General features: G+C 55.9%; 11 protein-coding genes and 4 tRNA genes. 10 read left to right on the forward strand and 5 right to left on the reverse strand.

Translation table 11 applies throughout. The features are described 5' to 3' along the window. Positions 1-4: 4 nt before the first annotated feature. The 10 genes from rffA (at position 5) to EXW94_RS14220 (ending at position 7,697) form a co-directional block, all read left to right on the forward strand. Complete coding sequence (gene rffA / locus EXW94_RS14175) at positions 5-1,135, forward strand: dTDP-4-amino-4,6-dideoxygalactose transaminase (protein ID WP_042717731.1); 1,131 nt, start codon at positions 5-7, stop codon at positions 1,133-1,135. A 1-nt stretch (position 1,136) separates the two neighbouring features. After that, positions 1,137-2,387, forward strand: a complete 1,251-nt coding sequence (gene wzxE / locus EXW94_RS14180) for a lipid III flippase WzxE (RefSeq protein WP_174340363.1) — start codon at positions 1,137-1,139, stop codon at positions 2,385-2,387. Then, complete coding sequence (locus EXW94_RS14185) at positions 2,384-3,463, forward strand: TDP-N-acetylfucosamine:lipid II N-acetylfucosaminyltransferase (RefSeq protein ID WP_100167452.1); 1,080 nt, start codon at positions 2,384-2,386, stop codon at positions 3,461-3,463. The genes wzxE and EXW94_RS14185 overlap by 4 nt, the downstream gene beginning before the upstream one ends. Beyond that, on the forward strand, positions 3,460-4,812 hold the full coding sequence (gene wzyE, locus EXW94_RS14190; protein WP_174340364.1) for an ECA oligosaccharide polymerase: 1,353 nt from the start codon (positions 3,460-3,462) through the stop codon (positions 4,810-4,812). The genes EXW94_RS14185 and wzyE overlap by 4 nt, the downstream gene beginning before the upstream one ends. A gap of 12 nt (positions 4,813-4,824) precedes the next feature. Further along, the gene (wecG, locus tag EXW94_RS14195) at positions 4,825-5,565 is read left to right on the forward strand and encodes a lipopolysaccharide N-acetylmannosaminouronosyltransferase (RefSeq protein ID WP_120158932.1); all 741 of its coding nucleotides are present in this window, start codon (positions 4,825-4,827) and stop codon (positions 5,563-5,565) included. Between the two features lie 196 nt (positions 5,566-5,761). Beyond that, on the forward strand, positions 5,762-7,147 hold the full coding sequence (locus EXW94_RS14200) for an amino acid permease (protein ID WP_010426333.1): 1,386 nt from the start codon (positions 5,762-5,764) through the stop codon (positions 7,145-7,147). 102 nt (positions 7,148-7,249) lie between these two features. Continuing rightward, positions 7,250-7,326, forward strand: a tRNA-Arg gene (locus EXW94_RS14205). 64 nt (positions 7,327-7,390) lie between these two features. After that, positions 7,391-7,466: transfer RNA gene (locus tag EXW94_RS14210), tRNA-His, on the forward strand. A gap of 22 nt (positions 7,467-7,488) precedes the next feature. Beyond that, a tRNA-Leu gene (locus tag EXW94_RS14215) sits at positions 7,489-7,574 on the forward strand. 46 nt (positions 7,575-7,620) lie between these two features. Then, positions 7,621-7,697 (forward strand) — tRNA-Pro (locus EXW94_RS14220). Between the two features lie 505 nt (positions 7,698-8,202). Here the strand turns inward: EXW94_RS14220 and EXW94_RS14225 are convergent. The 5 genes from EXW94_RS14225 to hemC form a co-directional block, all read right to left on the reverse strand. Further along, complete coding sequence (locus tag EXW94_RS14225; RefSeq protein WP_174340365.1) at positions 8,203-9,414, reverse strand: MFS transporter; 1,212 nt, start codon at positions 9,412-9,414, stop codon at positions 8,203-8,205. Between the two features lie 171 nt (positions 9,415-9,585). Further along, positions 9,586-10,785, reverse strand: a complete 1,200-nt coding sequence (gene hemY / locus EXW94_RS14230; RefSeq protein ID WP_029484909.1) for a protoheme IX biogenesis protein HemY — start codon at positions 10,783-10,785, stop codon at positions 9,586-9,588. A 2-nt stretch (positions 10,786-10,787) separates the two neighbouring features. Then, a complete protein-coding gene (gene hemX, locus EXW94_RS14235) occupies positions 10,788-11,981 on the reverse strand; it encodes a uroporphyrinogen-III C-methyltransferase (protein WP_174340366.1) in 1,194 nt (397 codons plus the stop codon). A gap of 20 nt (positions 11,982-12,001) precedes the next feature. Further along, complete coding sequence (hemD, locus tag EXW94_RS14240) at positions 12,002-12,742, reverse strand: uroporphyrinogen-III synthase (RefSeq protein WP_174340367.1); 741 nt, start codon at positions 12,740-12,742, stop codon at positions 12,002-12,004. Beyond that, positions 12,739-13,680: a hydroxymethylbilane synthase gene (hemC, locus tag EXW94_RS14245; RefSeq protein ID WP_143350044.1), complete on the reverse strand. Its 942-nt coding sequence runs from the start codon at positions 13,678-13,680 to the stop codon at positions 12,739-12,741. Before hemC ends, hemD begins: the two co-directional genes overlap by 4 nt. Between the last annotated feature and the right edge of the window lie 260 nt (positions 13,681-13,940).

Here is a 13,940-nt window from a genome sequence, read left to right on the forward strand (position 1 = left end):
CATGATGATTCCATTTAACGCACCACCCGTCGTGGGAACGGAACTCGACTATATGCAGTCTGCCATGGGCAGCGGCAAACTTTGCGGCGACGGCGGTTTTACCCGTCGCTGCCAGCAGTGGATGGAGCAGCGTTTTCACAGCGCCAAAGTGCTACTGACGCCATCCTGTACGGCCTCCCTGGAGATGGCCGCACTGCTTCTGGACATCCAGCCCGGCGATGAAGTGATCATGCCGAGTTATACCTTTGTCTCTACGGCGAACGCGTTTGTCCTGCGCGGGGCGAAAATTGTCTTTGTGGATATCCGTCCGGATACCATGAACATCGACGAAACGCTGATTGAAGCGGCGATTACCGACAAAACGCGCGCGATTGTCCCGGTTCATTATGCGGGCGTGGCGTGCGAAATGGACACGATTATGGCGATCGCCAAAAAGCACAACCTGTTCGTGGTGGAAGACGCCGCGCAGGGCGTGATGTCCACCTATAAAGGGCGCGCGCTGGGCACGATCGGCCACATCGGCTGCTTTAGCTTCCACGAAACCAAAAACTACACCGCAGGCGGTGAGGGTGGGGCGACGCTGATTAACGACCGTGCGCTGGTGGAGCGTGCCGAGGTGATCCGCGAAAAAGGCACCAACCGCAGCCAGTTCTTCCGTGGTCAGGTTGACAAGTACACCTGGCGCGATATCGGCTCAAGCTACCTGATGGCCGATCTGCAGGCCGCATATCTTTGGGCGCAGCTGGAGGCGGCGGAGCGTATTAATCTGCAGCGCCTGTCCCTGTGGCAAACCTACTACGACGCGCTGGAGCCGCTGGCGAAAGCCGGGCGTATTGAACTGCCGACGATCCCGGCAGACTGCGTCCACAACGCCCATATGTTTTACATCAAGCTGCGCGATAACGACGATCGCAGCAGCCTGATTGCCTGGCTGAAAGAGGCTGAAATTCTGGCGGTATTCCACTACATCCCGCTGCACTCCAGCCCGGCTGGAGAAGCGTTTGGCGTATTCGCGGGCGAAGACCGTTACACCACCAAAGAGAGCGAGCGTTTGCTCCGCCTGCCTCTGTTCTACAACCTCGCACCCGTTAATCAACGCACGGTGATCAATACCCTTCTGAGTTATTTCGGCTGATATGTCTCTGGCAAAAGCATCGGTGTGGACGGCTGCGTCCACGCTTGTAAAAATTGGTGCCGGATTGCTGGTCGTCAAGTTGCTGGCTGTCTCATTCGGCCCGTCAGGCGTCGGGCTGGCGGGCAATTTCCGCCAGCTGGTCACGGTTCTCGGCGTGTTGGCCGGGGCGGGAATATTTAACGGCGTCACCAAATACGTGGCTCAGCATCATGATGATGCCGAAAAACTGCGCACGGTTGTGGGAACGTCCTCGGCCATGGTCCTGGGATTTTCCACGCTGCTGGCCGTTATGTTTTTACTGGCGGCGGCACCGATTAGCCAGGGGCTGTTTGGACACACGCAGTATCAGGGGCTGGTTCGTCTGGTCGCGCTGGTTCAGATGGGGATTGCCTGGGCCAACCTGCTGCTGGCACTGATGAAGGGCTTCCGTGATGCGGCGGGCAATGCGCTGGCGCTGATCCTGGGAAGCATCATCGGTGTGATTGCCTATTATTTCTGCTATCGTCTGGGTTGCTATGAGGGCGCACTGCTGGGGCTGGCGCTCGTGCCTGCTCTGGTTGTCGTTCCGGCAGCGTTTATGCTGATGCGCAGAGGGGTCATCCCGCTACGTTACCTGAAACCGCAGTGGGACACGATGCTGGCGGGGCAGTTAGGCAAATTTACCCTGATGGCGCTCATCACCTCGGTGACGCTTCCGGTGGCCTACGTCATGATGCGAAACCTGCTGGCTGCGCATTACAGTTGGGATGAAGTCGGGATTTGGCAGGGCGTGAGCAGCATTTCCGATGCCTACCTCCAATTTATAACGGCTTCCTTTAGCGTCTATTTGCTGCCAACCTTATCCCGGCTGACCGTAAAAAAGGATATTACCCGCGAGATTTTCCGCTCACTGCGTTTTGTGCTTCCTGCCGTGGCGGCCGCCAGCTTTACCGTCTGGTTATTACGTGATGTCGCCATCTGGCTGCTCTTCTCGGCAAAGTTTATCGCCATGCGCGATCTGTTTGCCTGGCAGCTGGTAGGCGATGTGTTGAAAGTCGGCTCTTACGTTTTCGGCTATCTGGTGATTGCGAAAGCCTCGCTGCGGTTGTATATCCTGGCGGAGATTAGTCAGTTTGCGCTGCTGACGGCGTTCTCTCACTGGCTGATCCCTTCGCACGGCGCGCTGGGGGCTGCTCAGGCCTATATGGCAACTTATATCGTTTATTTCGCTGCCTGTTGCGGCGTATTTTTACTTTGGCGTAAACGCGCATGACTGCACTGATTCACATCCTGGGATCGGACATCCCACACCATAACCAGACCGTACTGCGGTTCTTCAACGATGAGCTGGCGTCGGGCAATCCTGATGCGCGCGAGTTTATGGTTGCAGGTCAGGACAATGGCCTGGGCGCGGCGTGTCCGGCGCTTAACATCACCTTCTGGCCAGATAAAGCCGCGCTGGCGAAAGCGGTCATCGCGAAGGCAAAAGCCGATCGTGAACAACGCTTCTTTTTCCATGGGCAGTTCAATACGGGCCTGTGGATGGCTCTGCTGAGCGGCGGGATAAAGCCTTCCCAGTGTAGCTGGCATATCTGGGGCGCCGATCTCTATGAAGTGTCGCGCGGCTGGAAGTTCCGCCTTTTCTATCCGCTGCGCCGTATGGCTCAGGGGCGCGTGGGCTGCGTGTTCGCGACCCGTGGCGATCTTAACTACTTTGCTGAACGGCATCCGAACGTGCGCGGTGAGCTGCTCTATTTCCCGACCCGCATGAACCCGGCGCTGAACAATATGGCGAACGATACGGTGCGCGAGGGCAAACTGACGATTCTGGTGGGGAACTCCGGGGATCGCAGTAACGAACATGTTGCGGCGCTCCGGGCGGTGCATCAGCAGTTTGGCGATACGGTGAACGTGGTAGTGCCAATGGGCTACCCGGCGAATAACGACGCCTACATCGCTGAGGTCCGTCAGCAGGCGCTGGCGTTATTCAGCGCTGAGCATGTGAATATTCTGCAGGATAAGCTGGAATTTGATGACTATCTCGCGCTCCTGAGACAGTGCGACCTGGGTTATTTTATCTTTGCCCGTCAGCAGGGGATTGGTACCTTATGTCTGCTTATCCAGGCAGGCGTTCCGTGCGTGCTGAACCGCGAAAACCCGTTCTGGCAGGATATGACCGAGCAGCATATTCCGGTATTGTTTACCTCGGACACGCTGAACATCGATATCGTGCGGGAAGCGCAGCGTCAGCTGGCGCTGGTGGATAAAAATAGCATCGACTTCTTTAGCCCGAACTACCTCACGCCGTGGCACCGCGCGCTGCGTATCGCTGCAGGAGACAACGCATGAGCCAGTTGCAATTTAGCGGCTTGTTGGTGGTTTGGCTGCTGAGCACGATGTTTATCGCCACGCTCACCTGGTTTGAGTTTCGTCGGGTGCGCTTTAACTTCAACGTCTTCTTCTCGCTGCTGTTTTTGCTGACCTTTTACTTCGGCTTCCCGCTGACCAGTATTCTGGTTTTCCGTTTTGATGTGGCCGTTGCCCCGCCGGAAATTTTGCTGCAGGCGCTGCTCTCCGCAACCTGCTTCTACGCCGTCTACTACGTCACCTATAAAACGCGCCTGCGCTCAGCGACAGCGTCCGCACCGCGGCGACCGATTTTCACCATGAACCGGGTGGAGACGCACCTTACGTGGGTGATGCTGATGACTATCGCGCTGGTCAGCGTCGGCATCTTCTTCATGCATAACGGCTTCCTGCTGTTTAAGCTCCAGTCCTACAGCCAGATTTTCTCTGCTGAAGTGTCAGGCGTGGCGCTCAAACGGTTCTTCTACTTCTTCATTCCGGCGATGCTGGTGGTCTTTTTCCTGCGCCAGGACAGCAAGGCGTGGCTGTTTTTCCTCGTCAGTACCGTCGCCTTCGGCATCCTGACTTACATGATTGTGGGTGGGACGCGCGCCAACATTATTATCGCCTTCGCCATCTTCCTGTTTATCGGCATCATTCGCGGGTGGATCTCCCTGTGGATGCTGGCGGCGGCAGGCGTATTTGGCATTGTGGGAATGTTCTGGCTGGCGCTGAAGCGCTATGGGTTAAACGTTGCCGGTGACGAAGCGTTTTACACCTTCCTCTACCTCACGCGCGACACCTTCTCGCCGTGGGAAAACCTGGCGTTGCTGCTGCAAAACTACGACAAGATCGACTTCCAGGGGCTGGCACCCATTGCCCGCGACTTCTACGTCTTTATTCCGACCTGGCTGTGGCCGGACCGTCCGGGCGTGGTGCTCAATACGGCGAACTACTTTACCTGGGAAGTGCTGAACAACCATTCTGGCCTGGCGATCTCGCCAACGCTGATTGGCTCGCTGGTCGTAATGGGCGGCGCGTGGTTTATCCTGCCTGGCGCGATTGCGGTTGGGCTGATCATTAAATGGTTCGACTGGCTTTACACGCTCGGTAACGAAGAGACCAACCGCTATAAGGCGGCTATTTTGCACAGTTTCTGCTTTGGTGCCATTTTCAATATGATTGTTCTGGCACGCGAGGGGCTGGATTCGTTCGTCTCGCGCGTGGTGTTCTTCATGGTCGTTTTCGGTGTGTGTCTGGTGCTGGCAAAACTGTTGTACTGGCTGTTTGACAGCGCAGGGCTTGTCCACCGACGCGAGCATCAGGGCAGCACAACGCTGTCGCAAGTCTGAGTAGGGATTGTAATGACTGACACAACTTCTGCGCCGCGCTATGCGCTGCGCGGTCTACAGCTTATAGGCTGGCGTGATATGCAACACGCGCTGGATTTTCTGTTCTCGGACGGGCAGATGAAATCGGGCACGCTGGTGGCCATCAATGCGGAAAAAATGCTCGCGGTTGAAGATAACGCGGAAGTGAAAGACCTGATTACCGCCGCCGAATTCAAGTACGCAGACGGCATCAGCGTCGTGCGCTCTATTCGCAAAAAGTTTCCTGGCGCTAATGTTTCACGCGTGGCGGGGGCTGACCTCTGGGAACAGCTCATGGCGCGCGCGGGAGCGGAAGGCACGCCGGTCTTCCTGATCGGCGGTAAGCCGGAGGTGCTGGCCCAGACGGAGCAGAAGCTGCGTAGCCAGTGGAATGTTAACATTGTGGGTAGCCAGGACGGCTATTTTAAACCTGAGGATCGGCAGGCGCTGTTTGAACGCGTGCGCGACAGCGGGGCGAAAATTGTTACCGTGGCGATGGGCTCGCCGCGTCAGGAGATCCTGATGCGCGATTGCCGTCTGGTCTGCCCGGATGCCCTGTACATGGGCGTTGGTGGCACCTACGACGTCTTTACCGGCCACGTTAAGCGCGCGCCGAAAGTCTGGCAAAACCTCGGCCTGGAGTGGCTGTATCGTCTGTTATCACAACCGACGCGTATCAAACGGCAGATCCGTCTGCTGCGCTATCTCGCCTGGCACTACACCGGTAAAATGTAATCAAAATGTAGCGCGATATGCTGTTCGCGCTGCAACTCCCCTGCAAAACTGCTGCTAATCTGTGCAATGCATTCATTTTTTTAATGCATCGTTTGCCATTTAGCAGAATTTAAGAAACCATTCGCACCGTATTTTAGTTCCCCTAAAAAACAATAACCGGCTTAAGCCGGTAACCAGCAGACACAACCGAGGATTTATGGCAGAGAAAAAACCGGAGCTACAGCGTGGGCTGGAAGCTCGACACATTGAATTGATAGCGCTGGGCGGCACTATCGGCGTTGGCCTGTTCATGGGCTCCGCAAGTACGCTCAAATGGGCGGGTCCTTCCGTATTACTGGCGTACATCATCGCCGGGCTGTTCGTTTTCTTCATCATGCGTTCAATGGGCGAAATGCTCTTCCTGGAGCCTGTCACCGGCTCTTTCGCCGTTTACGCGCACCGCTATATGAGCCCGTTCTTTGGCTACCTTACGGCCTGGTCGTACTGGTTTATGTGGATGGCCGTGGGCATCTCGGAAATCACGGCGATAGGGGTCTACGTACAGTTCTGGTTCCCGGACATGGTCCAGTGGATACCTGCGCTCATTGCTGTGGGGCTGGTGGCGCTGGCTAACCTGGCTGCCGTGCGACTCTACGGTGAGATCGAGTTCTGGTTTGCGATGATCAAAGTCACCACCATTATCGTGATGATTGTCGTGGGTCTCGGGGTTATTTTCTTTGGCTTCGGCAACGGCGGGCACGCGATTGGCTTCGGCAACCTGACCGAGAACGGTGGCTTCTTCGCGGGCGGCTGGAAGGGCTTCCTGACGGCGCTCTGTATCGTTGTCGCCTCCTATCAGGGCGTGGAGCTGATCGGTATTACTGCCGGTGAAGCGAAAAACCCGCAGGTCACGCTGCGTAGCGCGGTGGGCAAAGTGCTGTGGCGTATCCTGATTTTCTATGTGGGCGCAATTTTCGTTATCGTGACTATCTTCCCGTGGAATGAAATCGGCACCACCGGCAGCCCGTTTGTCTTAACCTTCGCGAAGATTGGTATTACGGCAGCAGCAGGGATTATTAACTTCGTGGTGCTGACGGCTGCGCTCTCTGGCTGTAACAGCGGGATGTACAGCTGTGGCCGCATGCTCTACGCGCTTTCTAAAAACAACCAACTGCCTGCGGCGATGGGGAAAGTGTCCCGTGCGGGCGTGCCGGTTATGGGCGTGGCAGTATCGATCGTGATTCTGCTGATTGGTTCATGTCTGAATTACATCATCCCGAATCCGCAGCGCGTGTTCGTTTACGTTTATAGCGCCAGCGTGCTGCCGGGCATGGTGCCGTGGTTTGTGATCCTGATTAGCCAGCTGCGTTTCCGTCATGCGCATAAAAAAGCGATCGCCAGCCATCCGTTCCGCTCCATTTTGTTCCCGTACGCGAACTATTTGACGATGGCGTTCCTGATTTGCGTATTAATTGGGATGTACTTTAATGAAGATACCCGCATGTCGCTGTTTGTCGGGATGATCTTCCTGGCTGCCGTTACAGCGGCATATAAGCTTTTTGGCCTGGGTCGCCGCGCCACCACGCATAAAGTGGAGGAATAAGCGGCAAAATGTGCAAACCATAACCAAACGCGCATTTTTTTCAAAAAAGCACTAGACAGCGGGGACGGAGGTACGTAATATCCAGCCCCGCAACGGCGCTAAGCGCCCGTAGCTCAGCTGGATAGAGCGCTGCCCTCCGGAGGCAGAGGTCTCAGGTTCGAATCCTGTCGGGCGCACCATTAACCCGGTGCTAGAGCTGCGGTGGTCTGAGAAGTAGTCAGTACCGCGTGAAAGAATACAGTGGTGGCTATAGCTCAGTTGGTAGAGCCCTGGATTGTGATTCCAGTTGTCGTGGGTTCGAATCCCATTAGCCACCCCATTATTTGAAAGAGTTGTGAATTGCGAAGGTGGCGGAATTGGTAGACGCGCTAGCTTCAGGTGTTAGTGTCCTTTGGATGTGGGGGTTCGAGTCCCCCCCCTCGCACCACGACTTTTTAAATGAATTGAACTAAAAATTCAAAAAAGCAGTACATCGGCGAGTAGCGCAGCTTGGTAGCGCAACTGGTTTGGGACCAGTGGGTCGGAGGTTCGAATCCTCTCTCGCCGACCAATTTTGAACCCCGCTTCGGCGGGGTTTTTTGTTTTCTGCGGTTTTAATCCCTGTCGTTATTCCCCAACAACACACTTCTCCATTGTCGCGATTTGGCGACACGCAATGCCTTGAAAATAAACAATTTACTATTTCGGCGGCTTTATTGTCTCTTGCCGACGACACGTTGAATCTCTTATCGGTACATTATCGGGCTTCAGGCGGTTCTTAACAGCAGAATTTCCTTTTATCTTAGAATGTTGCGCAATGTAAAAGTTCTGCGTGTAAACCTGGCATGTAACGTGCAATAATATGCGTGTAGATGCTCATTCCATCTCTTATGTTCGCCTTAGTGCCTCATAAACTCAGGAATGACGCAGAGCCGTTTACGGTGCTTATCGTCCACTGACAGATGTCGCTTCGGCCTCATCAAACACCATGGACACAACGTTGAGTGAAGCACCAAATATGTTGTCTTACAGACCTGTTTTAACGCCTGCTTTTATAGCAGGCGTTTTTTTATGTCTTAATCACTGAAACGCCGCAGTACCAGCGTAACGAAAAGCAGCGCGGTGCCAGAGACCATATACAGCGCCTCAACTGCCCCAAATGCTGTCGCTACCATCGCTGCGAGGCCAGTAAAGAGGGAAGCGCTAAGCGTTTGCCAGCGCCAGGCTTTACTGCTTGCTGACGAAATCTGGGCCTTCTGAAAGTTACTAAGCACCCCAAACGTACCTGCCGCAAACACAATATTCGACGCCAGATGTGCAATGAAGATCATTCCCAGCGCCGGCACAACCCAGCCGGATAACAGCGGAAGCACCCCATAAGCAGCCAGAAAGAGAGCAAGGTAGCCCATCAGCAGGAGAGGTTGGGTCGCGACGCGCGTCAGACTGTCTCTCTTGAGCAACACTGGACCGCAAAGCTGCCCCATGCTCCTGGCGAAAAGCAGGGGCAGCGCGAGACCTGCCGCATTCTCAGGCTGTATCTCCTGCGCCAGGGCGGGCAGTAACGCCATAGCGGGTGAGCCTACGGCAGCCAGCGCTGGCAGCAGGAGCAAACAGCGTTTTTGCCGCTGGGTTAGCCTCTGCCAACGTAGCGCGACGAGTGCGTGAGCGTCGGTGGGAGAGGGTTTTATCCGTGCCGCAAACACTCGCCTCGCCAGCAGAAGCATCAAGAGCGATCCCAGAAAACTGGCGGCATCGATTGCCAGCAAATCGACGACCGGCATTTTCTGAAAAAGCACGACGCCAAGTCCGGTTCCCAAAAGGACTTGAGAAGCAAATATGAGATTCTCCAGAACGGTTGCGGCAGGCAGCTCGGCATCACTGAGGCCGCGTTTGAACAGCAGCGTTAGCGCAGGCCAGCCGATCCCACTCAATAATGCTTCAGCGGATTGCATGGCAAGCAGGGCGGGTATGCTGTGATAATGCACGCCGAGAAAGGGAAAGATCAGGGCGAGCAATCCCAGTACCTCAGTCAGAATCAGCAAAGACAACGGGGAAAATCGAGAGCACAATTTTTCGCCGATCATACTGCCGAGGAGTCCCGGCAGCGTGGCAAAAAGAAAAGCGAGCGTTAGCAGTACCGGTGGTGCTGCCCACTGCAGCAGTAAGCCGAAAACAACAACCTGGGTCAAATCATTCCCCAGTGAAGAGAAGATAAACGCGCAGGCAAGCAGGCGCAGCCAGCGGTGGCAGCGCAGCGCTTCAATAAGCGCATACAAAAGCGAATTCATGACGATTTCCTTTCAAAAACGTTTTACTCCACGCTGCAAAATGCGCGTGTGCGAAAAAGGGGTTAATGAAAAGCGATCGTTACATTGGCGGGTTCGTTTCCTGCGGAAGATGCAATGAATGTAGCAGGAGAGTGAAGATAAAAAAAGGAGGCCTCAAGGCCTCCATTTCAATTACGGCTGGTTACCGTTATTTTGCAACGTCAGAAGTAGCCCGTCACGCCGCATGGCGGCGGCCTCTTCCGGCTTGTGCTGTTTATCCAGTGAATCGGCAAGCCAGGCGTAGTCAAACGCGTCCGGACGCTGTTTTAGTGCCGCGCGGAAGGCGAGGCTCGCCTCCTGCCATTCGCCGTGCTTCATCAGCGACTGACCGAGCGTGCTCCACAGCAGCGGGCGGTCGCCCACGGTTTTGATCTGCTGGCGCAGCACTTTTTCGATCTGCTCAGGATTATTGGTTTTCAGGCGCGGGATCACCATTACCAGGCGGTCGTCGTACTGGCGCTTGAGACCGTCGAGGAGGATCTCCTGCGCAGTGTCATGATCGTCACATTCAATCAGATGTTCCGCCATCGCTACCTGCAGTGGAACCTGCTGACGCGTTTTACGGCTCTGATTCTTCCACCAGGTTTTCAGACCGTCGCTGCCCAGGTCGGCGCGCGCCTGATCCATCAGCCCAATCCACGCCATGCGCTGCAGTTCGTCACGATGTTCATCGTCACCGACGTCTGCTTTTGCCATCGACGGAATGATGTCCAGCAGTGAACCCCAGGCACCGGTACGGATGTAGGCCTGTTCAGCAAGACGCAGCACTTCGGGATGGCGTGGGGTGATTTCCAGCAGTCGGTCAACGCCGTGGCGCGCCGCATGGTTTTCGTTCCGCGCCAGCTGCAGGCGAACGCGGGTGATCTCCACCGGAATCGGATCTTTAGGAGAAAGCTCGGACGCGCGCTCAAGATGTTGATTAGCACGGGCTTCATCGCCGCGCTGCTGTGCCGCTTCAGCAGCCAGCAGATAGTTCACCACCGGCTGTTCTGCGTGATCGGCATTCTTCGACATCAGCTTTTCTACCTGCTGATAATCACCTTCGGCCAGTTTCAGCAGCGCTTGCTCTGTTTGCTTACGGGCACGACGGCGCTTACGACCAACGAACCAGCCGCGGGTATGCGCCCCGGTGCGAAAAATACGGCGCAGGATCCATTCCACAGCAAGCAGCACCACCACGCCGAGGACCAGGATAATCACTAAGCCGGTAACGCTGGTTTCAATGTTGTAGTTATCAGTCTGGATCAGCACATAGCCTTGATGGCCCGCGAGCATCGGCCCCAGGACGATCCCGGCGATCAGCAGGATAAAGAGTAAGAGGACTTTAAGCATCATTACTCTCCTTGTGGCGCGCTTTCAGGCGCTGGCGCGGCGGCCGGTGCTTCAGCCGTGCCTTCCGCCGGAACGCCGGGCTGGGCCAGCAGGTTACGCACGCGCGTCTGCATCAGCTTCTCCAGAATCGGCTGGCTTTCCAGCTTATCCGGCACGTTCATGGTGATGTTTTGCTGGCTCAGCTTATCGATGTCTTCCAGGAAGGCCGTGGTCGTCGCGTCATCAGTGTTGTAATACGCACGCACCCACGTCGAGACGTTATCCAGCGCCTGCTTGTAGGTCTCTTCCTGATGACGCGGTACGGCCTGTGCCGCAACCAGCAGGCGGGAGCGGATGTTTTCGCGCAGATAGATATCCTGGTTCGGTGCTAACAGCGGCACGGCGGTTTCATCGCGGCGGCGGATGGTGATGAAGCTGTCCATAAAGTTCTGCCAGCTTTTTTGCAGGTTTATGCGCCATTCGCTCAGGGAGCTGGAAAGCTCGGTACCGTCGGAATCCATCGGGGAGTCGTCGTCGTTGTTATCCGCCAGCTGCAGGTTATCAATCTGGTTCGAAAGCTGGTTCACCTTGAGGATAATGCCGTCGTAATCCACCTGCGAGACGGCGGAGAGGCTGGCGATATCTTCGGTAATGGCGCGGCGCGCGGCGATCAGGCTTGGGTCGTTCATGTCTGCCAGGCTCGCGTCGGCGCTTTTCAGCAGCGCGGCGGCAGTGGTAACGTCCTGATCGCTCCAGAGCTTACGTCCGGCCAGTTTCACCAGAAAATCGGCCTGTGAGAGCAGCCAGGTTTTGGCATCGGTACCCGAAATCGTGGCGACTTTCTCCTGCACTTCACTCAGCTGTTTGGTCAACTCTTCCCGTTTGCTGTTCGCATCGGCAAGCGCGGCGGCCTGCTGTTTGATCACGCCTTCCAGCTCGGTTTTCTGCGTCTCCTGCGCTTTTTGCAGGGCGGTAATTTGATTGACCAGCGCATCGCTGGTGGCCGTCTGGTTAGAGCCTTGCTGCTTAACAAGACCGTACAGGCCAACGCCTGCCGCCAGGGCAATGGCGATGGCAATTGCGCTCAGCGCGAGGCTGGTTTTGTTGCTGCCGTTTTTCTTCTCAGCGGTTTTCTCTGTCGTCTCTGGCTGTGGGGTTGTGTCCACAGTCTCCCTGGTCTCTTCAACCACGGCGGAGGATTTTTCGTGTTCCGTCATTATGGCTTCCCATTTGAGAGTTATTGTAATGCGCGCAGCAGCGCATCGTTGTCGGCGTTATCAGCGATCCGAATATCTTGCCAGCCCAGTTCCCGGGCGTGGTTCGCCAGACGCTCACTGACGACCAGAAGCCGACAGTGGAGTAACCAGTTCTCACGATACCATTGTGGAATAAGCGACCATAGCTGCTGCAGCATTTCACCGCTGGTTACGACCAGGGTATTGATGCCGCGCATGTGCCAGCGCATTGCCTCTTCCGCGCCATCGTAGTGTTTCGCACAACGCTGATAGCATTCGCAGAACGTGACGTTAGCCCCGCGTTCCCGCAGCGTTTCACCCAACAGTTCACGTCCACCGTTACCGCGTAAAATGAGCGCACGTTTTCCGGCAATAGTTTGTAATTCAGGTAATTGTAGCAAGACTTCGCTGATTTCCCGACCTAACGGGTAGCGAATGTCTGTTCCGCTCACGGTATGTAAGGCCAGTGCGGTTGTTCGCCCGATAGCGAAATAGCGGGGAGCGGTTGGCCACTCTCTCCCTGCTTGTTGCAACTGCGCATGGGCAAATTCCACGGCATGTTGCGACAGCGCAAAGATCAGGTCGCCTTCCTGCAGGGCATTCATCTGGCCGACGAGCATGGACAGCTCCCGACCGGGGGAGAATTCAATCAGCGGAAAACTCCAGGCCACCTGCCCCAGTGCGCGCAGACGGCTCACTAATTGCTCTCCTGCGGGAGAAGGGCGGGTGACAAGAATACTCATGCAGGGGGTTCTCCATTATAAACGTCAGCCAGAATTTCGCGGGCACCGTTATCCAGTAACTCTTCGGCCAGCGACACGCCAAGCTGCTCGGCATCTTGCGCCTTACCGCGACGTTCGCCGCGTACCATCTGTGAACCGTCCGGCGCGCCAACCAGCGCACGCAGCCACAGCTCACCGTCGGTTAATTCAGCATAGCTGCCAATTGGCACCTGACAGCCGCCTTCGAGGCGAGTGTTCATGGCACGCTCGGCTTTTACGCGGATGGCGGTCTCGTCATGGTTCAGCGGTGCAAGCAGCTCGCGCGTGCGCACATCGTCAAGACGGCACTCAATGCCCACCGCACCCTGGCCCACGGCCGGTAGCGACAGCTCTGGCGGCAATGCGACGCGAATGCGTGATTCCAGTCCCAGACGCTTCAAACCGGCAACGGCGAGGATAATGGCATCGTAGTCGCCGTTATCCAGCTTGCCCAGACGCGTACCCACGTTTCCGCGCAGCGAGCGAATCACCAGGTCCGGGCGGCGTTCAGCCAGCTGGCACTGACGGCGTAAACTGGACGTGCCAACCACGCTGCCTTCCGGCAACGCGTCAAGAGAATCATACTGGTTGGAGACAAACGCATCGCGCGGATCTTCACGTTCGCAGATGGTCACGAGCCCCAGCCCTTCCGGGAATTCAACGGGCACATCCTTCATGGAGTGCACGGCGATGTCAGCACGGTTCTCAAGCAAGGCCATTTCCAGCTCTTTGACAAACAAGCCTTTTCCGCCGACTTTCGCCAGCGGCGTATCAAGGATCACGTCACCGCGCGTCACCATCGGCACCAGCTCGACGCGCAATCCGGAATGGCAGGCTTCAAGGCGCTGCTTCACATAATGTGCCTGCCAGAGCGCAAGAGGGCTTTGGCGTGTGGCAATTCTCAAAACATTGTCTAACATGCTTGTTACCGTCATTATCAATCGCTAACTATCCTAACATTGTTGACTCTGGGATGGCAGTTTTACGGTTGATGAAGGGTGAGAGGGACAAGGCGGCGTATTCGTCTGCCGTAGCCGTATTCAGGAATTTACACGTACAGAACGGTGCTACACTTGTATGTAGCGCATCTTTCTTTACGGTCAACCGGCAAGGTGTTAAATTGATCACGTTTTAGACCATTTTTTCGTCGGTACCACCATAATGATAAGGGCGAAAGAAG

The sequence above is a fragment of the Enterobacter sp. JMULE2 genome (genome assembly GCF_013337145.1).
Lineage (GTDB): Bacteria > Pseudomonadota > Gammaproteobacteria > Enterobacterales > Enterobacteriaceae > Enterobacter > Enterobacter mori.

What these genes read in the sequence shown, in the direction of transcription:
- rffA (WP_042717731.1), top strand. Translation starts at nt 5, where the DNA reads ATGATTCCATTTAACGCACCACCCGTCGTGGGAACGGAACTCGACTAT.
- wzxE (WP_174340363.1), top strand. Translation starts at nt 1,137, where the DNA reads ATGTCTCTGGCAAAAGCATCGGTGTGGACGGCTGCGTCCACGCTTGTA.
- EXW94_RS14185 (WP_100167452.1), top strand. Translation starts at nt 2,384, where the DNA reads ATGACTGCACTGATTCACATCCTGGGATCGGACATCCCACACCATAAC.
- wzyE (WP_174340364.1), top strand. Translation starts at nt 3,460, where the DNA reads ATGAGCCAGTTGCAATTTAGCGGCTTGTTGGTGGTTTGGCTGCTGAGC.
- wecG (WP_120158932.1), top strand. Translation starts at nt 4,825, where the DNA reads ATGACTGACACAACTTCTGCGCCGCGCTATGCGCTGCGCGGTCTACAG.
- EXW94_RS14200 (WP_010426333.1), top strand. Translation starts at nt 5,762, where the DNA reads ATGGCAGAGAAAAAACCGGAGCTACAGCGTGGGCTGGAAGCTCGACAC.
- EXW94_RS14225 (WP_174340365.1), bottom strand. Translation starts at nt 9,414, where the DNA reads ATGAATTCGCTTTTGTATGCGCTTATTGAAGCGCTGCGCTGCCACCGC.
- hemY (WP_029484909.1), bottom strand. Translation starts at nt 10,785, where the DNA reads ATGCTTAAAGTCCTCTTACTCTTTATCCTGCTGATCGCCGGGATCGTC.
- hemX (WP_174340366.1), bottom strand. Translation starts at nt 11,981, where the DNA reads ATGACGGAACACGAAAAATCCTCCGCCGTGGTTGAAGAGACCAGGGAG.
- hemD (WP_174340367.1), bottom strand. Translation starts at nt 12,742, where the DNA reads ATGAGTATTCTTGTCACCCGCCCTTCTCCCGCAGGAGAGCAATTAGTG.
- hemC (WP_143350044.1), bottom strand. Translation starts at nt 13,680, where the DNA reads ATGTTAGACAATGTTTTGAGAATTGCCACACGCCAAAGCCCTCTTGCG.